This window comes from Longimicrobium sp. (assembly GCA_036377595.1).
In the GTDB taxonomy this organism is placed as follows: domain Bacteria; phylum Gemmatimonadota; class Gemmatimonadetes; order Longimicrobiales; family Longimicrobiaceae; genus Longimicrobium.
The window spans coordinates 56,690-77,698 of sequence record DASUYB010000068.1; the positions used below are offsets into that span (position 1 = coordinate 56,690).

General features: G+C 68.6%; 18 protein-coding genes. 11 read left to right on the forward strand and 7 right to left on the reverse strand.

Translation table 11 applies throughout. From position 1 onward, the window contains the following. Positions 1–161: 161 nt before the first annotated feature. The 3 genes from VF092_09840 to VF092_09850 all read right to left on the reverse strand — a co-directional run bounded on the left by VF092_09840 (position 162) and on the right by VF092_09850 (position 3,255). Complete coding sequence (locus VF092_09840) at positions 162–1,031, reverse strand: hypothetical protein (protein HEX6747577.1); 870 nt, start codon at positions 1,029–1,031, stop codon at positions 162–164. A 35-nt stretch (positions 1,032–1,066) separates the two neighbouring features. Beyond that, positions 1,067–2,401 carry an AAA family ATPase gene (locus VF092_09845; GenBank protein HEX6747578.1) on the reverse strand — a complete coding sequence of 445 codons (1,335 nt, stop codon included), beginning with the start codon at positions 2,399–2,401 and terminating at the stop codon, positions 1,067–1,069. An 80-nt stretch (positions 2,402–2,481) separates the two neighbouring features. Next, positions 2,482–3,255 (reverse strand): hypothetical protein, encoded by a 774-nt coding sequence (locus VF092_09850; protein HEX6747579.1) that lies wholly within the window; start codon positions 3,253–3,255, stop codon positions 2,482–2,484. A 174-nt stretch (positions 3,256–3,429) separates the two neighbouring features. On the opposite strand from VF092_09850, the gene VF092_09855 reads away from it, so the two are divergent. From VF092_09855 to VF092_09865, 3 genes are all read left to right on the forward strand, one after another. Continuing rightward, positions 3,430–4,245, forward strand: a complete 816-nt coding sequence (locus VF092_09855; GenBank protein ID HEX6747580.1) for an HAD family acid phosphatase — start codon at positions 3,430–3,432, stop codon at positions 4,243–4,245. Between the two features lie 151 nt (positions 4,246–4,396). Then, on the forward strand, positions 4,397–5,653 hold the full coding sequence (locus VF092_09860) for a hypothetical protein (GenBank protein ID HEX6747581.1): 1,257 nt from the start codon (positions 4,397–4,399) through the stop codon (positions 5,651–5,653). 897 nt (positions 5,654–6,550) lie between these two features. Next, positions 6,551–6,931: a hypothetical protein gene (locus tag VF092_09865; GenBank protein HEX6747582.1), complete on the forward strand. Its 381-nt coding sequence runs from the start codon at positions 6,551–6,553 to the stop codon at positions 6,929–6,931. Between the two features lie 47 nt (positions 6,932–6,978). Here VF092_09865 and VF092_09870 read toward each other — a convergent pair whose 3' ends face one another. The 3 genes from VF092_09870 to VF092_09880 all read right to left on the reverse strand — a co-directional run bounded on the left by VF092_09870 (position 6,979) and on the right by VF092_09880 (position 10,317). Next, on the reverse strand, positions 6,979–8,004 hold the full coding sequence (locus tag VF092_09870; protein HEX6747583.1) for a cytochrome d ubiquinol oxidase subunit II: 1,026 nt from the start codon (positions 8,002–8,004) through the stop codon (positions 6,979–6,981). Then, positions 7,994–9,331, reverse strand: coding sequence for a cytochrome ubiquinol oxidase subunit I (locus VF092_09875; protein HEX6747584.1), 1,338 nt, complete (start codon positions 9,329–9,331; stop codon positions 7,994–7,996). Before VF092_09875 ends, VF092_09870 begins: the two co-directional genes overlap by 11 nt. A gap of 347 nt (positions 9,332–9,678) precedes the next feature. Beyond that, complete coding sequence (locus VF092_09880) at positions 9,679–10,317, reverse strand: DsbA family oxidoreductase (GenBank protein ID HEX6747585.1); 639 nt, start codon at positions 10,315–10,317, stop codon at positions 9,679–9,681. A 38-nt stretch (positions 10,318–10,355) separates the two neighbouring features. Here VF092_09880 and VF092_09885 point away from each other — a divergent pair, with 38 nt between their 5' ends. Together VF092_09885 and VF092_09890 are read left to right on the forward strand one after the other, a co-directional pair. After that, positions 10,356–10,685, forward strand: coding sequence for a hypothetical protein (locus VF092_09885; protein ID HEX6747586.1), 330 nt, complete (start codon positions 10,356–10,358; stop codon positions 10,683–10,685). Beyond that, positions 10,682–11,089, forward strand: a complete 408-nt coding sequence (locus tag VF092_09890; protein ID HEX6747587.1) for a putative toxin-antitoxin system toxin component, PIN family — start codon at positions 10,682–10,684, stop codon at positions 11,087–11,089. The genes VF092_09885 and VF092_09890 overlap by 4 nt, the downstream gene beginning before the upstream one ends. 139 nt (positions 11,090–11,228) lie before the next feature. Here the strand turns inward: VF092_09890 and VF092_09895 are convergent, their stop codons facing one another. Further along, positions 11,229–11,786 (reverse strand): hypothetical protein, encoded by a 558-nt coding sequence (locus VF092_09895; GenBank protein ID HEX6747588.1) that lies wholly within the window; start codon positions 11,784–11,786, stop codon positions 11,229–11,231. Between the two features lie 249 nt (positions 11,787–12,035). Between VF092_09895 and dnaE the strand changes: the two genes are divergently transcribed. The 6 genes from dnaE (at position 12,036) to VF092_09925 (ending at position 20,832) form a co-directional block, all read left to right on the forward strand. Further along, a complete protein-coding gene (gene dnaE, locus VF092_09900; GenBank protein HEX6747589.1) occupies positions 12,036–15,737 on the forward strand; it encodes a DNA polymerase III subunit alpha in 3,702 nt (1,233 codons plus the stop codon). Positions 15,738–16,175: 438 nt separating this feature from the next. After that, complete coding sequence (locus tag VF092_09905) at positions 16,176–17,141, forward strand: acetyl-CoA carboxylase carboxyltransferase subunit alpha (protein ID HEX6747590.1); 966 nt, start codon at positions 16,176–16,178, stop codon at positions 17,139–17,141. 93 nt (positions 17,142–17,234) lie between these two features. Beyond that, positions 17,235–18,215, forward strand: coding sequence for a regulatory iron-sulfur-containing complex subunit RicT (ricT, locus tag VF092_09910; protein HEX6747591.1), 981 nt, complete (start codon positions 17,235–17,237; stop codon positions 18,213–18,215). Further along, positions 18,212–19,741 (forward strand): methionine--tRNA ligase, encoded by a 1,530-nt coding sequence (metG, locus tag VF092_09915; protein ID HEX6747592.1) that lies wholly within the window; start codon positions 18,212–18,214, stop codon positions 19,739–19,741. The genes ricT and metG overlap by 4 nt, the downstream gene beginning before the upstream one ends. A 66-nt stretch (positions 19,742–19,807) precedes the next feature. Further along, positions 19,808–20,236, forward strand: coding sequence for a RusA family crossover junction endodeoxyribonuclease (locus tag VF092_09920; GenBank protein ID HEX6747593.1), 429 nt, complete (start codon positions 19,808–19,810; stop codon positions 20,234–20,236). A 2-nt stretch (positions 20,237–20,238) separates the two neighbouring features. Next, entirely contained in the window at positions 20,239–20,832 is a 594-nt protein-coding gene (locus tag VF092_09925; GenBank protein HEX6747594.1) for a hypothetical protein, read from the forward strand. The last annotated feature ends 177 nt before the right edge of the window (positions 20,833–21,009 follow it).

Genomic DNA, 21,009 nt, shown 5'->3' on the forward strand with positions numbered 1-21,009 from the left:
GGAGGACCGAGCTGAGTTCCTCCGTTTCCTCCGTTCCCTCCGTGTGATTCAGTGCTTTGGGGATTGTCTTGGGATGCATCAGTTATGAGAAAACGCGAGCGGGCAGGCTGCTTCGGCGCCTGCCCGCTCGTTCGTCGGGGGGATGACGGAGGTGCGCGCGTCTAGAACACCTGCCTCCAGCCATCGTACGTTCTCAGGGTGCCGCTGGGGCGGGTGGGCCTGCCGTGCCGGCTCGGGCTGGGATCCGACGCGTCGACGTGGTGGGCGCGGGAGAAGGGGTTCAGGTCGAACGCCCAGTTCCACAGGCCCGCCTCGAAGACGGTGCGCGGAAGCGGGACGCCCGTCCGCACGTTCGCGTATTCCTCGAGCTGCACCGGCTCCCCGTCCACGCTGACTTCCACGCGCTCCGCCAGCCACCACTGGTGGAGCAGGCGGTAATCCTCGAAGCGGATCTCCATCGTGCGCCCGCCCTCTGCGGGCTGCACCAGCCGCACGGGAACCAGGCGCCGCGCCTCGATCCACACCTGGTGCGTCCGCCCGGCCGTGTCGTTCGCGCTCAGCACGTACGCGGGCTCCCCCTCCCACTCCGCGGTACGCACGGTGCCGGGGAGAAAGCCCAGCTCCTTCAGGTCGTCCAGCGTCTCGCGGGTGTCCTGCACGTACACGTCGAACGCCACCGTCATCCGCGCGTCGTAGTCCTCGGCCTTCGTCGCGAGCCGCCGGTCGCGCACCACGAAGACACTGTCGCGGGTCTTGATCACGCCGTTTGCGCGCGAGGGGTCGGTCTCGATGCGGAGGTGCCCCGGGGCACTCAGGTACTTCCGCCAGGTCTCCACCACGGCCTCGTCGCCGCGGCGCAGCGTGGTGCGCTGGTCGAGCACGACCGTGCGGAACCCCTGGCCATGATACCGTTCGCGCATTGCCATGATGAGCGACTCGGGGTCGCGGATCGCGTCCGCGGAGCGCGTGGCGGCGGGCGCACAGGCGGCCAGCAGGAGCGCGGCAATGACGGCGGTTTGAGATCGGAACATGACTTCTACCGTGTGGGGGTCTGGAGAACGCAGCCTCAGTCCGCGCCGGGAGGAATGCCGAGCGCAATCAACACCTGTCCCGCCGGGCGGTAGAATACGCGCTTGCCCTCAGTCCGGCTCTGGACGACTAGACCTGACTCGCGGAGTCGTGACATCAGCCGGCTTGCACCTGACTGCCCGAGGCCTGTCGTCTGAGCGATTGCTGTCACATTCACTTCGCCGCCCATGCTCTTGCGAACGGCTTGCGACAGGTATGCCATGTCCGCCGCGCCGATCCGACGCTCGATGCTCTTGGCGTATCGCGGTGCTGCTACGGCGACGATTCGCTCCGAGGTCATTGGCTCGATCCCTTCCACGCCCAGCGCCAGCGCAGCCGCGTCGCTGAGGAGCCGCAGGAAGTTCCTCAGATCGCCTTGGTAGAGCTGGTACAGCCCGGCCGCCACTTCGGGGTCTACCGGCGGCACCATTGCTGTCCGGTTAACAGTGAGGAACGCGTAGCGGCGGCGAATCAGTTCGGAAACCTCGGCTTGCGTCAGCGCATTGAGGACGATGGGCTCGGGAAAGATCCCGGCCACCTGATCGTACGCCCGAAAGACCGTATCGTCCACACCGGAGGCACCCGCGAAAATCCAATGAGCGCCGGGCAGCAGCAGGAAGTCCCGAAGATCGCGCATCAGCCGTGAGGCTTGAGACGCTTCGCTCTCGCTCAGGTTTTCGAGATTGTTGACGTGAAGGAGGATTCCGGTACTCAGCTCGCGCGCCAGCCTGTCCACCCCTTCTGCTACCACCTCGTAAAGGGTGCCGAGCGGCGCTTCCGCCGGAACGCGCCCGCCCTGGAACGATACGCCAACAGGACCGAGTGTCACCCCGCCCGCCATCGTATCCTCACCCTCCACAAGCCGTGCCGTGCGAGTCCAGAACGCATCCACAGGGAGCAGTGCCGCGGATCGCACGCGGAGAAGCACCCGCAGCACGTCGGCCACGAAGCTCAGGACTGTGCTGTCAGCCACGATCCGCACCGGCTCGGCGTGGGTGAGCATGCCGGCGCTGCTCAATTCGGCTTTGAGCTTGTTTACGAAGCTCGTCTTTCCGATCCCCGGTGCCCCTTCGACCACTATGCGCGAACTAGGGCCTCCTCCCAGTTGCCGTGCAGCCAGTCGCAGTTCGTCCTCACGTCCTACGTGCAGCGTGATCGGGTAGAACGCTGCCGGATCGGACCTGAGTTCCTCCTGGAAAAACGGGTTTGCGGCAAGCCCGTATGTACTCCATATGTTTATAGGCGCTGTAACTTTCCCCTCCAATGGTTGGAGGGGCTCGGGGCGCATGATGCGGGTGCGGCGGGGACGAGACATGATGCGCATAATGCGCATTATGCTTTAGTGCGTCAAGATGCGCATAATGCGCATCATGCTTCACCACGCGCGGTGAAGCATGATGGCGGATGACCGGATCAGTTCGAGGGATGCACGGCCGTGCTCCATCTGTCCGGATCGAAGAGCGACGGGTCGAGGGGGACGTCGACGCGGATGTCGCTGTACTCCTCGCGCTGGATGCTCTTCCCGTCCACGAGGATGTCGACGGTGGGCGCCACCCATCCGCCACCGTACGGGCGGTAGTCGTCGAAGCGGATGTCGAGCGTCTTCGTGGTGTCGCCCCCGAACGGCTCGAGCGAGCGCACGTAGACCAGCCGCTCCGCGTCGACCCAGAACTGCTTGCTGTGCAGGTCGCCCGGCGCGGCGCCGACCACCCAGGTGCGCCGCCCCTGCCACGTCTCCGTGCGCAGCGGCGACATGGGGAAGCCCTCCTCGCGCAGGATCTCCAGCGACCGCTCGACCGGGAGCGCGTACACGTCGAAGCCCAGGATCATCAGCGCGTTGCGCTGCTGCACGCGCCGGTCCGCCCGCCCGCCGCGAATGCGGTAGACGCTGTCGTTGGCGTACAGCGCGCCGTTCCCCGCCGCGGGATCGCCGATCTCGATGCGCAGCCGGCCGGGCATGGCGCCGTACTCCTTCCACGTCTCCACCACCACCGAGTCGTTGGGAAGCCGGCGCGTGGTGCGCTGCGTGAAAGTGAGCGTGCGGTACCACTTGCCGGCGTAGCGGTCGTGCATGGCGCGCACGAGCGACTCGCCGTCGCGGATCAGCGCCGCGGACTGCTGCGTGGCGGCCGGCGCGCAGGCGGCCAGGACCAGCGCCGCTGCAGGGGTGATTCGGCTTCGGATCATGGTTGGCGCCGGTTCGTGGGAGACGGCACGATCGTGGACGGACGCGGAACGTAGCGCGGTCCCGCCGCGCGGAACAAGGTCGGACGACAGATTGTTGGATGGGATGGCGTCCGGCGCGGCGCGTGCATCCGCCGGCACGGGATCGCCACCGCACGCCTTTCGGGGGAGATGAAGATGTACCGTCGAGCGTCCGTCGTCCTGCTGTTTGCCGCCGCGGCGTGCACGCGGCCCGCGCCCGTTGCGCCGGCACCCGCGCCCGCGCCGCCCGCCGACGAGCGGCGGATGCCGCAGCCGCCGCACCCCGTGCCCGTTCCCGAGAACTCGCCGCGGATGACGGCGGTGCCGCTGCCGCCCACGGCCGCGGTGGGCGCCATCCACTGGTGGCGCAACTCGGCCGAGCGCACCGCCGCGTTCGTGCAGGCCTACCGCTGGGCCGGCGACCGCCTGCGCGAGCTGGCCGCGCGCGAGCCGCGCGGCACCTGGGCGGTGATCATGGACGCCGACGAGACGGTGCTGGACAACTCCACCTACCAGTTCCGCCGCAACCCGCAGGGCCAGGGCTACTCCGACGAGAGCTGGACGGCGTGGGTGAACGAGGAGGCCGCGCCCGCCACCCCCGGCGCGGCGGAGTTCACGCGGCTGGTGCACGAGCTGGGCGGGCGCGTGGCCATCGTCACCAATCGCGACGACCCCCTCTGCCCGCAGACGCGCGAGAACCTGCGGAAGGTGGCGATCATTGCCGACGCGGTGCTCTGCCGGGTCGCCGGCCGCAGCGACAAGAACCCGCGCTTCGAGCAGGTGCGCACGGGCACCGGCACCGGTCTCCCCGCGCTGAAGGTGCTGATGTGGGTGGGCGACAACATCCAGGATTTCCCTGGCTTGACGCAGGCGGCGCGCACCCAGCCCGCCGCGCTGGCCGAGTTCGGCCGCACGTACATCCTCCTCCCCAACCCGATGTACGGCTCCTGGGAGCGCAACCCGTTCCAGTGAGCGGGATCGATCACGACGCGAGCCGCCCCCGGCCACACGGTCCGGGGGCGGTTCGTATCTGTCGGCGTCGACCTGTTATCGAGGGCTGGCGGCACCTTTTGTGACTCCATATCGTTCGTGTTGACTCCGTGCACCGCCCCGACAGATCAGAATGGGAATTATTCCTCCGCCCCCGCCGGAACGCCGCCGCGAAGGCGAAATCCTCGAGGAGCTGCCGAACACGCTGGGGCTGGTGCTCTGGCAGGAGATTCGTCATCTCCGCGATTGGGCGGAATCGTCCCACCAGTTGCGGCCAGAGCTTTTCCGCGCGCCGACGCTCGAGGTCCAGGCCAAGCGCCGCGAGGCTCGCGCGGTTGCCGCCGAGCTGGGCCGCGCGCTCGATCTCTTCGCCGCGCTTACGGCGAATCCCCTGGCGATCGCGCCGGGCGAGGTCGGGTCGGCGTGCGAGGAGGTGGTCGACTGGGCGGTGAAGCACGAGCACACCCAGACGGCGATCGCGTGGGCGGAGACGGGCGCCCTGGCGGACCCGTCGAGTCCCCGGCGCGCCAACATCGCCGGTCGCGTCACGCGCAACGCGAACGAGTACGAACGAGCGGAGGTCTGGTTCAGGCGCGGGATCGGGTTCGCCCGTGAGCAGGGCGACGTCGTCGAGGAAGTGTGGGGACACCTCGGATTCGGGAGGCTCTGCCAGGAACTGGGGTGGGTGAAGGGGGCGCGAAAGCATCTCAACCGCGGCTCACGACTGGCGTGGAAGGCGGGTCCACCATCGCTCGCCGCGTCCGCCCAGCATGATCTGGCGGCCATGCTGATGGTGCGTGGGCATCTGGCCGAAGCGGAGCAGCGAGCGCGCCGTGCTCTCCTGTGGTATCCCAAGAATCACGAGCGCCTTCCGTTCTTTGCTGTGGATGTTGGATTGATGCTCGTGCTCGGCAGTCGATTCGCGTCGGCCGCGCGAATTGTGCGCACGGCGCTGCGGTTGATCGAACAACCGTCCGTCCGGACAATGGCACTGGCCCTCACCGCGCGCGCTTTCGCGGGGATGGGAGAACAGGAAGAATCTGCGATAATGCGGCACCGCTCACTCAGGATGCTGGAAAAACATCGGCAGATGGAGCCGGTTACACGTTGGCACTTAGCAGACGCGAGGCGGCTCGCCGGGAATTGGGATGCAGCGGAAGAAGAGGCCGAACGGACTCTCGCAGTAGCCGTCGAGCAAAACGACCGCGAGATCGCGCGCCTCGCGCGCATCCTACTTCGGCTTATCGCGGAGCGGCGCGGTGCAGCGCGAAAGAGCGGCGGCACGGAGTATCGTGATTTTGTGCGGCTCCTTGCTTCACGACTCGCTGAGTGGTCCCCACGGCGCGCGAGGAGCTATCCCGGGCCGTGGGGTGAGAATCGAGCGGCTTAGGTCTTCCACCCGCTGAGCTCGGGTTTCTTAGCCGAATTCAACTCCCCGATCCAAGTGTTGCACCTCCCCGGCTGCCCGTCGACCCCGAGTCGGCGGCCGTTGTCGTGTTGCCGTCCGACGTTCCGGTGCGACTTCCCGAACCGAACGTGACACCTCCGTCCAGTCGTGGTGCTGCCGGACGAGAGTTGGCACCAGCGGGATTGTCCCCGGAGCACGCACCGGTCAGCGCGGCGGCGGCGAGGACGGCTGCGAAGGTGGAGCGGCGAAGGGTGCGTTCCATGGGCCGAAACTCCGTGCTGTGAAGACTTAAGCGCGTCAGGAGGACGCGATGTAAACGATAGGTTCACCATACCGGACACGCCAGCTTTGGGGGGTCTACACGCCCGTGTAGACCCCCCGCGTATGTCGGTAACTGTGCGGCGATTTCCGCCATCTGGAAGGGGGTGACTCCGCGCGTTTTCACCCCCTGAGGGCGTCGGATCGAGGTTTGGCGCCGCAACTCGCGACAGGTTTTATTGACCGTCGAACTTGAGGGCTGTCACCGGAGCGGTTCTCCCGGTACGCGCCGGGTACGCCGACGACGGGGAGGCAAGAAGCCGAACCAGCCTCTGCGGCTTGAACCACCGCAGTTTGGGGACACACCTCGGGTGGCAGCCCTCATCCACCGCCATCGGGGACGAACTTGATGTGAAGGACAGTAGAAGAAGGCTGCCGCCGGAGCGGTTCTCCCGGCTTGCCTGGGTACGCCGAAACGCGGGAAGGCCGCAAGCCGACCCGAAGTCTGGAAAACCGGTTTCTCTCCCGGCAGGCGTTCACCTCGGGCGGCAGCCTCCGTCAACTCGTCCATGGAGTGCGGTTGCGGCGCTGGATGGACGGGTGCATAAGAAAAGCGGTCACATGGATCGGAACGCCGAGATCGAGCTGCTTCGCGAAGCGCTGCGGAGGCGCGTGGAAACGACGTCGGTGCGGCAGGTGGCCGCCGAGGTGAAGATGAGCCATGGCGCCATCTTCAACCTGGTCAGTGGACAGGCCGTCCCGCGTGGAAAGACGCTGGTGAAGCTGCGGGCCTGGTACGTGGAGCAGTCGGCGAGCGGCGGCATGGGTCTGACGATGGAGGCCGCGCGCTTCCTGGTGGACCAGATGCTCGGTGCCGTGCCCGCCTACATGCGCCGCGCCGCCGGTGTGGAACTGCTGGTCAAGCTGGAGGGAGTCTATCAGTTGTTCGGCGTGCCCATCCCATCGTGGCTGACCCCGCTTCGCAAGCAGCTGGAGGAATAAGAACAAGGGTGAGATGACATCGCACTCAGCACTCAGCACTCAGCACTTCAATCTTCATCCACCCACCCCATCGACGGACCCTTGAACACACGGAAGAGCCACCAGAGCGACGGCAGCAGCAACGCCATCCCGAACGGCGTGGACCAGAGGACGAAGCGCAGCGTGGCCTCGTGCGCGGCGGCGCCGTGCACCGTGACGTCGGGGTAGATCAGGTACGGGTGCTGCGCGATCCCCCATCCCGCGAGGAGGCAGGCCGTCTGCGCGATGGTGGCCGTGCGCGCGAGCCGCGGGCGACGCTTCCAGAGCGCCCATCCGCTCAGCAGCGCCGCGGCCACGCCGAGCGCGACCACCGGCGCGGCGCGCAGGCTCAGCAGTCCCCGCCACAGGTGCGGCGCCTCGAGGTAGAGCAGCGGCAGCATCAGCGCGCTCATCGCCACCACCGCGGTGCCGGCCAGGAGCGCGCGGCGGCGGAAGTCCTCGCGCAGGTCGCCCTCCGTCTCGTTCGCGAGATAGACGGCCGCGAGGTAGGCGCAGATCGCCAGCGCGAAGCCACCCATCGCCAGCGCCAGCGGCCGCAGCCACGGCGCGCCCTCCATCGCCACGCGTCCATCGATCACCCGCAGCGCGCCCGTGCTCACCGCGCCGAGGCACATCCCCAGCAGCACGGGGGTGATGACGCTCGCGGCGCCGAACACCGCGCCCCAGCGCCGCGCCGCGCGCCCGGGCTTTCCCGGCCGCCGCACGCTCTGCGGCGAGTAGGCGCGGAAGACGAACGCCGCGCCGCGCAGGATGATCCCCAGCAGCACCAGGTGGAACGGGGCGAAGAGGGCCACGGAGAGCGCCGCGTACGCCGGCGGGAAGCAGGAGAAGAGGAGGACGACGACGAAGATCAGCCACACGTGGTTGGCCTCCCACACCGGCCCCATGGCGCGGGCGATGGCGTCGCGCTGCGCGTCCCGCCTTGGCCCGCGGGCGAACGCGTCCCAGATGCCGCCGCCGAAGTCCGCGCCCGCCAGCACCGCGTAGGCGATCAGCGCCACCAGCGCGAGCCCCGCCGCCAGGTCAGCCAGCACGCGCCACCTCCGCGTCCGACGTCGGTGGAGCCGCCGCGGCGGGCGGCGCGCCTGTCGCGAGCCGGCGCAGCAGGAGCGCGAGCGCCGTCCCCAGCACCAGGTAGAGCACGGAGAAGCCGAAGAACGTCGCCGCGACGCCGGCCGCGGGGGTGACGCCGTCGCGCGTGAGCATCACGCCGCGCACGATCCACGGCTGGCGGCCGACCTCCGTCACGATCCATCCCGCCTCCAGCGCCACGATCCCCAGCGGCGACCCGATCACCAGCGCGCGCAGCAGCCAGCGGCCGGGTTTGCGCTTCTTCCATCTCATCCCCCAGAACCACACCCCCAGCCCGATCATCGCGAAGGCGGCGCCGACCATCACGTCGAACGCCAGGTGCGCGATGGCGACGTTCGGCCACTCCGCGCGCGGGAAGGCGTCGAGCCCCTTCACCTCGCCGTCGAAGTCCTCCGTCGCCAGGAAGCTCAGGAGCCTGGGGATGCGGATGGCGCCGCGGACCGTCCGCGCCTCCATGTCGGGGATGCCGCCGACGATCACCGGCGCGCCGCGCTGCGTCTCGAAGTGCGCCTCGGCAGCGGCGAGCTTCGCTGGCTGGTTGCGCGCGACGTGCGCGGCGGAGATGTGGCCGCTCACCGGCTGCAGCAGCGCGGCCACGGTGCCGACGGAGAGCGCCAGCGTCAGCCCCGCGCGGTGGTAGGCGTCGCGGCGGCCGCGCAGCATCCCCAGCGCGTAGACGCCCGCCGCGGCGAATCCCGTGGCGATGTAGCAGGAGAGGGTGGAGTGCAGCGCCATCTGCAGCCACGCGGGGCTCAGGAACGGCGCCAGCGCGCTGACCTCCGTCGCCTGCCCGCCGACGAAGCGCACGCCGGCCGGCTCCTGCATCCACGCGTTCGCGGCGACGACGAGGACGCCGGAGATCATCCCGCTGACCGCCACACCGATGCCGGTCCACAGGTGCGCGCGGGGGGAGAGGCGGTCCCAGCCGTAGAGGTAGAGGCCGAGGAAGATGGCCTCGAGGAAGAAGGCGTAGCCCTCGAGCGCGAAGGCGGGGCCCACGATGCCGCCCGCCAGCTCCATGAAGCGCGGCCAGAGCAGCCCCAGCTCGAACGACAGCGCCGTGCCGGAAACGGCGCCGATGGCGAAGGTGAGCGCCGTGGCCTTGGCCCACTTGCGGGCCAGGTCGCGGTACTCGGCGCGGCCGGTGCGCAGCCACCGCGCCTCGGCGATGGCCATCAGCAGCGGCATCCCGATCCCCAGCGCCGCGAACACCATGTGGAACGCGAGCGAGACCTCCATCTGCGCGCGCGCCGCCGTCAGCGTCTCCATCTCCACTCCCGTCCGGCTGTCCGCCCCCGATGCAACCGGCGTGAATCTGATCCAGCGCCTCCCCACGCGGTGTAGGGCAATCTACCGACACGCCGGTCCGGCGCATCCTGAACTTGCGGGGGGTGGGAGATTGGGGATTAGGAGATGAGGATGGGATCGGGAGATCGGGATCGAGAGAGGGGCGAATGATGAATTCGCTGCAACAACCACACGAAGTCCGCCTTCGCGGACTACCGGCGTCGGCTCGGCCGAGGCTTCGGTGCGCGTGGCTGGGCTTCGTGGCTTCCCGATGCGCGACAGCCCTCGCCGTTGGAACGGCGGGGCTGCAACATCGCCTGATTTCGCGATCAGGCTGCTTCTGCCTGGCCGCCGCGCGCGCGGTCGATCGCCGTCTCGAACACCTCGGGCGGCTGCGCGCCGGAGACGGCGAAGCGGCCCTCGAAGATCGCCAGCGGCACCCCCTGCACGCCGATCTCGTCGGCGAGCGCCTGGCTGGCCGCCACCGCGTCGGCGTACGCCTGCGAAGCGAGCATAGTGCGCACCCGCTCCGCATCGAGCCCCGCGCCCGCCGCGACGTCCGCCAGCACCGCGTGGTCAGTGACGTCACGCCCTTCGGCGAAGTAGGCCGCGTAGAGCGCGTCCGCCACCTCCCACAGCCGCCCCTCGTCCTGTGCCAGGAGGATCACGCGATGCGCGTCTCGGCTGTTGGGCGCGCGGCCGATGGCCTCGAAGTCGTAGCGGATCCCCTCCGGCTCGGCGCCGCGCTGCACCTGCGCGAACATCGGCCGGGCGCGCGCCCAGCCGCCGAACTTGCGCTCCACGAAGTCGTTCCATGCCATCCCCTCGGGCGGGAGGTCGCGCTGCAGCAGGTACGGCCGCCAGCGCACCGTCGCATCCACGCCGCGCGCCTCCAGCGCCCGCCTCAGCCGCCGCTCGCCGATCCAGCACCACGGGCACGCCACGTCCGCGAACAAGTCGATGTTCATCTCCGCTCCCTGTAACCAGTTGGAGACGGGAGCGAAGCATGAAACCGGCCATGAAGGCGGCAGGTGCATGGAGGGATCGTCACGACGACGGGGATTCCATGGGTATGCGCTTTGATATAATTTGGACGAACAGGAAAGGAGATCACATGAGTGAAAATATGACAATCGAGATCCCGGACGAGCTGAAGGCGCAGATCGATGCGCTCTCGTCCGCTGACGGCGTTTCCGCGAAGGACTGGGTAAAGCGTGCGATCGAGGCGCACGTCTTCATCCGCCGGTTCCGATCCGTCCGCGAGGAAATGCTCCGGGAGCTCGACGACCGAGGGGTTCAGCTCACGGACGAAGACGTGTTCAAGATGGTTTCGTGAGAATCCTCCTGGATACGAACGTCCTAATTTCTGCATTCATCTCGCGTGGGCTCTGCAGCCGACTGCTCGAGCACTGCGCCGAGAATCACACGCTCGTCACGTCCGAACCCATCGTCGAGGAGCTTCGCGAGAAGATGCTGCGGAAGTTCCGCATGTCGCCGCCCGCTGTGGAGCGAGCGATCGGGACGCTGTTCGATGGGATGGAAGTCATCGCGCCAGCACCGCTCGAGACCTCTGTGTCGCGAGACCCGGACGATGACGTGATCCTCGCAAGCGCTTTGGCCGGCGCTTGTGAAATCATCATAAGCGGGGACGCCGATCTTCTCGACCTGACCGTCTACGAAGGCATCAGTATCCTGAGTCCAAGGCATTTCTGGGATCTCGACGCCAACCCCCAGGGGTGATCGGCAGTGCCAGCCGAACGGCATTGTAGCTCGTTCCTTAAACCCAAAGATCTTACGCGGAGGCGCGGAGACGCGGAGAAACTCATCCCGGCGGTGAGTTCTCCGCGACTCCGCGTCTCCGCGTGAGGCCATCTTCTTCCTACGACCTGGCTTCGTCGCAGGTGAGGCGGCGGTGCTCCTCGCTGAAGCGCAGCGGGTGCGTGGTGTCGGCGGGGATCTTCACCAGCGACTGCGGGACGTTGGGCCCGGTGGGGATCGCGCCGGGGCACCCGTCGGCCAGCATCCACCGCCGGATCGCCACGATCAGGCTGTCGTTGCGGATCCCCCACCCGTCGATGGAGACGCGGTCCTCCGCGGCCATCCGCTTCCCGATCGACGCGTACACCAGCATGTCGCGCGTCCAGTCGATCCCGCCGGGAACGGGCGGCGGCGTGCAGCCGCGCCGGTCGTCGGTCCAGAACGCGTCCCACTCCATCTGGCTGTGGAAGACGATGCGCACGGGCGACGAATAGCAGCTTTCGCTGCGCACGGGCGGCTGCAGTCGCGCCGCGGCCGCCACCTCCTTCGTCCCCGGCGGCAGCGGCCCCTTCTCGTAGTTCGTCTGCCCGTCGTCTTCGCCGCCGCCGCCGCACGCGGCGAGCGCCAGGACGGCGGCCAGGAGGGCGAGCGGGCGGGTCCCGCGATGGGTCGGAATCACGTCCGGCTCCCGTGTGTTCTGTTCACCAGCAGGGGGCGCGGAGGGAGAATCCCAGTCCCCGCGCGGGGTGTCGGGCACCGCCGTCCGGGCGGTGGCGGATACGGCCCGCAACCTTCCCAAACGGGTGGCGCAGGAGCATATTCAACGCGATCAGACGCGACAAGCCCGACGGCGGCGCATCTCCCGCCAACTCGTTGTTGATCTTCGCTTTACGCCGTTCCATCCCCCGCAGCGGAACCTCCCGGCGCGATGTCGTTCGTACACCTGCACTGCCACTCCGAGTACTCGCTCCTCGACGGGGCCAACCGCATCGACGACCTCGTCAGGCGCGCGAAGGAATTCGAGCAGCCGGCCATCGCCCTGACCGACCACGGCTGCATGTTCGGCGCGTGGATCTTCCAGGAGACGGCCAAGAAGGCCGGGATCAAGCCGATCATCGGGATGGAGGCGTACGTCGCCCTCGGCTCGCGCCACGAGAAGGTCAGGGCGAAGGGCGAGAAGGGCTACTACCACCTGGTGCTGCTCGCGCGCGACTTCGAGGGGTACCGCAACCTCTCCCGGCTCACCTCCGTCGGCTACACCGAGGGGTTCTACGGCAAGCCGCGCGTCGACCGCGAGGTGCTGGCGAAGCACTCGTCCGGCATCATCGTCACCTCCGCCTGCCTCGCCGGCGAGGTGGCGCAGCACCTGATGGAGGACCGCTGGGACGCCGCGCGCGAGGCGGTGGCGTGGCACCAGGAGGTGTTCCGCGACCGCTACTACCTGGAGGTGCAGGGGCACGACAGCGAGGGGCAGGACGAGCTCAACCGCCGCATCTTCCGGCTGGCGGAGGAGATGGGCGTGCCCGTGGTGGCCACCAACGACGCGCACTTCCTGAAGGCCGACGACCACCAGGCGCACGACGTCCTGCTCTGCATCGGGCTGGGGAAGGACTTCGCCGACCCCAACCGGATGAAGTACGACCGCGAGCTGTACTTCAAGCACACGGGCGAGATGGCCGAGCGCTTCCCCGGCCGGCCGGACGTGCTGGAGAACACGGTCCGCATCGCCGAGGAGTGCAACTGGAGCTATCCCAAGGGCTACCACGTTCCCGCCTTCCCCACCGAGCCGGAGGGGTACGCCAGCGAGGACGAGATGCTGCGCGCCTGGGTGTGGAGCGGCGCGCTGCAGCACTACGGGCGGGGGACGGGAGACGGGGGACAGGGGCCGGGGAGCGAGTTCGTCCGCCGTTCCGAGGACGAGATCCGCGCGGTGCTGGAGCAGGAGATCGTCGACCGGGTGGAGTACGAGCTGGACGTGATCACCAAGCTCGGCTACTCGGGCTACTTCCTAATCACCGCCGACTTCATTCGCTGGGCACGCGATCACGACATTCCCGTGGGGCCGGGCCGCGGCTCGGCCGCAGGGTCGATCGTGGCGTACTGCACCGGGATCACCGACTGCTGCCCCATCAAGTTCGACCTGCTGTTCGAGCGCTTCCTGAACCCCGAGCGCGTGTCGATGCCCGACATCGACGTGGACTTCTGCTTCGAGCGCCGCGGCGAGGTGATCGAGTACGTGCGCGAGAAGTACGGCCGCGACGCCGTGGGCCAGATCATCACCTTCGGGACGATGAAGAGCCGCGCGGTGGTGAAGGACGTCGGCCGCACCCTCGGCTTCCTCCCCGCGGAGACCGACCGTCTCGCGAAGCTGATCCCCAACGCGCCCAACTTCTCCATGACCGTGGAGGAGGCCAAGGAGAAGATCCCCGAGGTCCGCGAGCTGTACGAGAAGGAGGACCGCTACCGGCAGCTGCTGGACTACTCGTCCACGCTCGAGGGCCTCAGCCGCCACTCGTCGGTGCACGCCGCGGGCGTGGTGATCGCGCCCGGGCCGCTGGACGAGTACGTACCCATCTGCACCCAGAGCAGCAAGGGCGCCGGCGGCAACGGCGAGTCGATCATCGTCACCCAGTACGACATGACCTGCCTGGAGAAGGCGGGGATGTTGAAGATGGACTTCCTGGGGCTGAAGACGCTGACGGTGATCTACGACGCGGTGGCCATCATCCGCGCCCGCCACGGCTCCCTCCGCCATCCGCAGACGGGGGAGGAGTACGCGCGTCCCGAGGACATCCCGCACGACGACGCCGAGGTCTACGCGATGCTGGCCCGGGGCGGCACCTCGGGCGTGTTCCAGTTCGAATCCGCGCTGGCGACCGACAAGCTTCGCGCCATGAAGGCCGACCGCTTCGAAGACCTGGTCGCCGCCAACGCGCTCGTACGCCCCGGCCCGCTGGACATGGGGATGGACATGGTGTACATCCGCCGCAAGCTGGGGCTGGAGCCGGTGAAGTACCCGTTCCCCGAGCTGGAGCAGGTGCTGGAGCCCACCTACGGCGTGATCGTGTACCAGGAGCAGGTGATGCGCATCGCGCAGATCCTGGCCGGGTTCTCGCTCGCCGAGGCCGACGTGCTGCGCAAGGCCGTGGGGAAGAAGGACGCCGAGCTGATCAAGAAGGAACTGGGCGGTTTCGTGGAGCGTGCCGTCGCGAAGGGGCATGACCGTCGGCCGATCCAGGATCTCTCGGACCAGATCGAGGCGTTCGGGCGGTACGGCTTCAACCGCTCCCACAGCGTGGCGTACGGGCTGGTCGCCTACCAGACCGCGTGGCTGAAGTGCTACTACCCGGCCGAGTTCATGGCGGCGCTGATGTCGTCGGTGATCGACAAGACCGACGACGTGGTGGCATACATCGCCCATTGCCGCGAGATGCACCGCTACCTCCCGCGCATACCGCGCGAGGGGATCGAGGTGCTGGCGCCGCACGTGAACGAGTCCAACTGGAAGTTCACCGTCGTCGGCTCCGGTGTCGGCCAGATCCGCTTCGGGCTGGGCGCCATCCGCGGCGTGGGCGAGGGCGCGGTGCGCTCCATCCTGGCCGCGCGCGAGGCGGAGGGGCGCTTCAAGTCGCTCTTCGACTTCCTCACCCGCATCGACCTGCGGCTGTGCAACAAGCGCGTGATCGAGGCGCTGATCTGCGCCGGCGCGTGCGACGGCTTCGAGGGCGACGGCGGGCGCAACCAGTTGCTGGCCGGGCTCGACGCCGCCTTCAACGCCGCGCAGGCGGTGCAGAAGGAGCGCGACAGCGCGCAGGACTCGCTCTTCGGCGACGTGATGGGCGGCGGCGATGCCATCATCCAGCCGCCCGCGCTTCCCCGGGTGGAGAAGTGGACGGAGAGCGAGCGGCTGGCGCGCGAGAAGGAGATCCTGGGCTTCTTCATCTCCGGCCACCCGCTGAACCGCTTCCGCGAAGACGTGGCGCTGTTCGAGGGGCGCACCAACACCGTCACCCTCAAGCAGCAGCGCGACCAGAAGGTGGAGCTCGCCTGCGTGGTGACCGAGGCCGCGCGGCAGATCAGCAAGAAGGACGGGAGCGAGTGGGGCCGCATCACCGTGGAGGACTTCCACGGCACCGCCACGATCCTCGCCTTCGGCGACAGCTGGGCGAAGTACAAGGAGGTGCTGAAGCAGGACGCGGCGGTGGTGGTCCGCGGCGCGGTCAGCAGCCGCGAGCGCGACGAGGAGGATCCGCCGATGTTCCTGGACGGCGCCATCCCGCTGGAGAAGGTGCGCGAGAGCGGCGAGGTGGGGGTGGTGATCGAGATCGGCTCCGCCGGCCCCGACGCCAGGGCCATCGACGGCGCCAGGAGCCTTCTCGCCGCGTTCGCGGGCGAGGGCCCCGTCTTCGTCCTCTGGAAGAACGGCGGGGGAGACGGGGAGTCGCCGCGGCTGAAGTCGAAGTCGCTGAAGGTGGCCCCGCGCGACGAGCTGCTCACCGCCCTGCGCGAGGCCCTGGGCGACGAGCGCGTGCGCCTGCACCGCGATCCTCCCGCGCTGGGCGCCGTCCCCCAGCGCGACGAGCCGTGGCGCAACCGCCGCCAGAAGGTGGGCGCGGGGGCGGAGGAGTAGCGTCTCCGGGTCCTCTCCTCGGACCCGTCCACGCCGTCGCGGTAGCCCGAATCGCTGTATCCGGTGTATCTTACCTGATCCCCCGTGCGGTCCGCGGGGGATTCGGCTGCCGGGGTGAGAGGACAGGCCTCCGCCGGGCGAATGAGTTCGCGGCAACAAGAGCACGAAGTCTGCTGCGAGGATTGGCTTGCGACGGTGGGTTGAAACCCACCGCTGAAACTGCGGGAAGTCCGCCTTCGCGGACTGCGGCGCACGCTTAGGCGCCGATGGTTGGATTCCGACAGAACCCGACCACCCTCTCCCGTTATCGGGAGAGGGCGAGCGCTCTAAGGCGCGGGGTGAGGGTTGCCCGCGCCGCACCGGCACCGGCTGTCCGGGCAGAAGGTCTCGCTTGACGCTGCGCTTCGCGGTGACGCGAAGCCGTTCGGGGATACGGATTTGGCTACGGTCGCACACCTGGATTTCGAGCGCGCCATCGCGGAGGTCGAGGAGCAGATCGACTCGCTCCGCGGGCTGGCGCGCGAGCGCGGGCTCGACGTGACCACCGAGCTGCGCTCGCTCGAGCGCAAGCTGCACGGGCTGAAGCAGGACACCTTCCGCAACCTCTCGCCCATCGAGCGGGTGCAGGTGGCCCGCCACCCGCGGCGGCCGTACACGCTCGACTACGTGGAGATGATCTTCTCCGACTGGGTCGAGCTGCACGGCGACCGCCAGTTCCGCGACGACGCCAGCATCGTGGCGGGTTGGGCGCGCATGGGCGGCGAGACGGTGATGCTGATCGGGCAGCAGAAGGGCCGCGACATGAAGGAGAACCTGCGGCGCAACTTCGGGATGCCGCATCCCGAGGGCTACCGCAAGGCGCTCCGTTTCATGAAATTGGCGGAGAAGTTCGGCCGTCCCGTGGTCACCCTGATCGACACCCCGGGCGCCTATCCCGGGATCGGCGCCGAGGAGCGCGGCCAGGCCGAGGCCATCGCCCGCAACCTACGCGAGATGGCGGGGCTCAAGGTGCCCATCGTCGCCGTGGTGATCGGCGAGGGCGGCTCGGGCGGCGCGCTGGCCATCGGCGTGGCCGACCGCGTGCTGATGTTGGAGAACAGCGTCTACTCGGTGATCAGCCCCGAGGGGTGCGCCGCGATCCTCTGGAAGGACGGCGCCCAGCGCGACAAGGCCGCCCGGGCCATGAAGATGACGGCCGAGGACCTGACCGAGCTGGGGGTGATCGACGACATCATCCCCGAGCCCGCGGGTGGCGCGCACAGCGACTGGGAAGAGACGGGCGCGGCGCTGAAGGAGGCGCTGCAGCGCCACCTGGCCGAGCTCGGCGCGATGGACCTGGAGGCGCTGCGGATGCGCCGGCTGGAGAAGTACATGGGGATGGGGCAGTGGCGCACCGGCCGCTGACCCTCCGGATTTCGACATAGATCGCAGGACCGTTCCGTTTGACCGATCCCGCGGCGTCAAACCGCCGCGCGGACATAGATGGGGAGGGAGCCGGTGAGCCTCGAGCTTCCCGTGATCCAGCCTCTGTCGTCTCCCGACGCCGACGCCGCCTTCCTGGTGGAAGTGGGCTTCAAGGGGATGCGGAAGGCTTTCTTCACGTCTCCGGACGTGACGCTGCGGCCGGGCGAGTGGGTGGTGGTGGAGGTGGAGCGGGGCCGCGACATCGGGCGGGTGAAGTCGGTGGGGGGGATCGCGCGCCGCAAGTGCGGGAGCGCCCCCGGCGACGTCACGCCCCTGCTGCGCCGCGCCGAGCCCGGCGAGGTGCACCAGCTGTACACGCTGCGCGCCGACGAGGAGCGCGTGCGCCGCAGGACGCGCGAGCTGGTGGAGCAGCACGGGCTGAAGATGAAGGTCAGCGACGCCGAGTGGCAGTGGGACCGGAACAAGCTGACCATCTACTTCACCGCCGAGCGGCGCGTGGACTTCCGCCAGCTCGTGCGCGACCTGGCGCGGACGTTCCGCACGCGCATCGAGCTGAAGCAGATCGGCGTGCGCGACGAGGCGGCGCAGCTGGGCGGCGTGGGCCGCTGCGGCCGCCAGCTCTGCTGCGCCACCTGGCTGCGCGAGATCAAGCCCATCTCCCTGCAGCTGGCGAAGGACCAGAACCTCTCCCTCAACCCGCAGCAGATCTCCGGCACCTGCGGCCGGCTGATGTGCTGCCTGACGTACGAGCACGACGCCTATCTGGCGGCGCGCAAGCGCTTTCCCCGCGAGGGAAAGACGCTGCGCACGGTGGTGGGCGCCGAGCGCGTGGTGGCCATCGACATCTTCCGCAACCTGGTGACGCTGCAGGACGAGAACCGGCAGCGCCGCACCATCCCGCTCGACCAGCTGAAGGCGGAGACGGTGGCCGCGCCCCCGGGCGAGCGTCCCGCCGCGCCGCCGCCGCAGGCGCAACCCGCGCTGCCCACCCCGCAGACGCCGCAGCGGCCGCCCCGGCGCCCGCGCCGGCCGCCCGAGCGGAGGCCCGAGTGAGCCGGTTCTACCTCACCACGGCCATCGACTACGCGAACGGCGACCCGCACCAGGGGCACGCGTACGAGAAGATCGGCGCCGACGCCATCGCCCGGTACCACCGCCTGCTGGGCGAAGACGTGCGCTTCTGCATGGGGATGGACGAGCACGGGCAGAAGGTGGCCCAGGCCGCGGCGGCGAACGGCATCTCCCCGCAGGAGCAGGCGGACCGCATCGCCGCGCGCTTCGAGGCGGCGTGGGCGAAGCTGGAGATCAGCAACGACCGCTGGATCCGCACCACCCAGCCGCACCACAAGCGCGGGGTGAAGGCGCTGATCGAGCGCATCCGTGAGCGCAACCCCGACGACTTCTACGAGCAGACGTACGAGGGGTGGTACTGCGTCGGCTGCGAGCAGTTCAAGCGCGACGACGACATCGTGGACGGCCGCTGCGTCCTCCATCCCACGCGCGAGCTGCAGTGGACCGAGGAGCGCAACTGGTTCTTCCGCCTGTCGCGCTACGAGGGGTTCCTGCGCGACCACTTCGCCGCGCATCCCGGCTTCCTGCGCCCCGAGGCGCGACGCAACGAGATGCTGGCGCTGATCGACTCGGGGCTCGAGGACATCTCCATCACCCGCGCGCGCCTCTCCTGGGCCATCCCCTTCCCCATCGCTTCGAGTGACGGGGAGACGCAGGGGACGTGGGTGTGGTTCGACGCGCTGCCGAACTACCTGACCGACACCGGGTTCCCGGACGAGGGATGGGACGAGTGGTGGCCGGCGCAGCTGCACGTGGTGGGGAAGGACATCGTTCGGCTGCACTCCATCATCTGGCCGGCGATGCTGAAGGCGGCGGACCTGCCGCTTCCGCAACAGGTGTGGGGGCACGGGTTCGTGCTGCTGGGCGGCGAGCGGTTCAGCAAGTCGAGCGGCGTGGGGCTGGACCTGAACGAGGCCATCGACCGCTACGGGCCCGACGCGTTCCGCTTCTTCCTGCTGCGCGAGGTGCCGTGGGACGGCGACGGCAACTTCAGCTGGGAGCGCTTCGCGGAGCGGTACACGTCGGAGCTGGCCAACGGCGTCGGCAACCTGGGGAGCCGCACGCTGTCGATGGTGGCCAGGTACCGCGACGGCGAGACGCCTGCCGTGGATGTGCGCGCCGACGCGGCGGTGGACGAGGCGCTCGCGGCGTACCGGGCGGAGATGGACGCGCTCCTGCTGCATCGCGCGGCCGAGGCGGCGATGGGGCTGGTGCGCCACGCCAACGCCTTCGTGGCCGAGATGCAGCCGTGGGCGATGGCCAAGGAGCCCGGCCGCGCGGGCGAGCTGGATGCCACGCTGCACGCGATGGTGCGCTACGTGGCGGTGATCTCCGTGCTCCTCTTTCCGTTCATGCCGGAGAAGATGGGCGAGCTCTGGCGCCGCGTGGCCGGCGAGCGCCCGATGCCGCGGCTGGACGGGCTGGCGCGGCTGGACGTCTCCGGCTGGCGTGTGTCCGCCGGCGACCCGCTCTTCCCGCGCCCCGAACCCGCGAAGGCGACGGTCTGAGTTGCGGGGGTTGCGCCTGAAGTGAGTGGAGTGTACAATCCATCTCCCTCACAATCAGGCTGGATCATGTACGCCTTCGTTGCCTCGACCCGCCCGCGGTCCGTGCAGGCGAAGAAGACCCTGCACTACAAGAACGAGATCGTCCGCGCCTTTCAGCGGTACGTCCCTGCTCCCGCGCAGCTGGACGGACCGCTGTATGGCGTGGTGTACTATTTTCACAACGTGCCCAGCGAGACGGACGCCGACAACATCAGCAAGCCGGTGTGGGACTGTCTCGAAGGACTGGCGTTCGAGAACGACCGCAGCATCCGCCTGAGGATCGCGGGGATGCACGACCTCTCGCTTGGCGGGATCGAGGCGCTCGATACCCGGCTGGTCCCCGAGGAGGTGGTGCCCGATTTGCGCGAGCTGGTGGAGGCGGCGGATCATGTCCTCTACATCGAGGTAGGAAGACTCAGCGAATCGATGTTCCGCTTCGGTCTGGAGGTGCTCTAGCGATGCAGATCGACGAGGATATCCTGCAGCGGCACATGGAAGAGGCCGCCATCGAGCAGCTCGCCGCCGAGTATCTCCACAAGGGGTACTCGGTGGTTCCCGCGCCCGAAAACGGCGGCGGCGATGCCGACCTCGTGGTCCGGCGTGGCGACGAGAGGATCTACTTCCACGTGCGCTCGACGCCGGACGCCCGCCAGCGGCTCACGCGGGTGCATCGGCACGTCAATGAGCAGGAGAACGCGCGGCTGCAGATGGTGATCGTACGCCCGCCGAAGGCAGCCGACATCGATGTCGAGGATTTCGAGGCGCGGTTGCTGAGACTTTGTACCGAACGCATCGCGACGCTGGGGTTTGCCGGAACCGGGTATGTCGCGCGCCCGAAACGCGTTACCGATGTGCGCTTCGATACGGTGAACGTGAAGCGCGAGGGCATCGAGGTGCAGGGGACCGCGGTCGGCGAGTTCGATCTGGATTGTGGGGGATCGCCTGCACTCAACGATACGTTCCTCCTCAACTTTCACCTGATGCTGAGCCACGAGCTGGAGATTGCGTCCGTGGAATCGCTCACGGCGGACGTCTCGGGGTACGTGGAATAGGCGATCTACGCCCACGCACGAACGAAGGGGGACCGGCGCACAGCCGGTCCCCTTTCTTTTAGTCTCACGCGGAGGCGCGGAGACGCGGAGAACTCATCGCGGCACTGAGTTCTCCGCTGTTCTCCGCGCCTCCGCGTGAGACATCAAGATCATTTACATGCACGCGGATGCGGCTCG

Excerpts from the sequence above, each read along its gene's own strand:
- VF092_09840 (HEX6747577.1), bottom strand. The coding sequence starts at position 1,031 with ATGTTCCGATCTCAAACCGCCGTCATTGCCGCGCTCCTGCTGGCCGCC.
- VF092_09845 (HEX6747578.1), bottom strand. The coding sequence starts at position 2,401 with ATGCGCATTATGCGCATCATGTCTCGTCCCCGCCGCACCCGCATCATG.
- VF092_09850 (HEX6747579.1), bottom strand. The coding sequence starts at position 3,255 with ATGATCCGAAGCCGAATCACCCCTGCAGCGGCGCTGGTCCTGGCCGCC.
- VF092_09855 (HEX6747580.1), top strand. The coding sequence starts at position 3,430 with ATGTACCGTCGAGCGTCCGTCGTCCTGCTGTTTGCCGCCGCGGCGTGC.
- VF092_09860 (HEX6747581.1), top strand. The coding sequence starts at position 4,397 with ATGGGAATTATTCCTCCGCCCCCGCCGGAACGCCGCCGCGAAGGCGAA.
- VF092_09865 (HEX6747582.1), top strand. The coding sequence starts at position 6,551 with ATGGATCGGAACGCCGAGATCGAGCTGCTTCGCGAAGCGCTGCGGAGG.
- VF092_09875 (HEX6747584.1), bottom strand. The coding sequence starts at position 9,331 with ATGGAGACGCTGACGGCGGCGCGCGCGCAGATGGAGGTCTCGCTCGCG.
- VF092_09880 (HEX6747585.1), bottom strand. The coding sequence starts at position 10,317 with ATGAACATCGACTTGTTCGCGGACGTGGCGTGCCCGTGGTGCTGGATC.
- VF092_09885 (HEX6747586.1), top strand. The coding sequence starts at position 10,356 with ATGAAACCGGCCATGAAGGCGGCAGGTGCATGGAGGGATCGTCACGAC.
- dnaE (HEX6747589.1), top strand. The coding sequence starts at position 12,036 with ATGTCGTTCGTACACCTGCACTGCCACTCCGAGTACTCGCTCCTCGAC.
- VF092_09920 (HEX6747593.1), top strand. The coding sequence starts at position 19,808 with ATGTACGCCTTCGTTGCCTCGACCCGCCCGCGGTCCGTGCAGGCGAAG.
- VF092_09925 (HEX6747594.1), top strand. The coding sequence starts at position 20,239 with ATGCAGATCGACGAGGATATCCTGCAGCGGCACATGGAAGAGGCCGCC.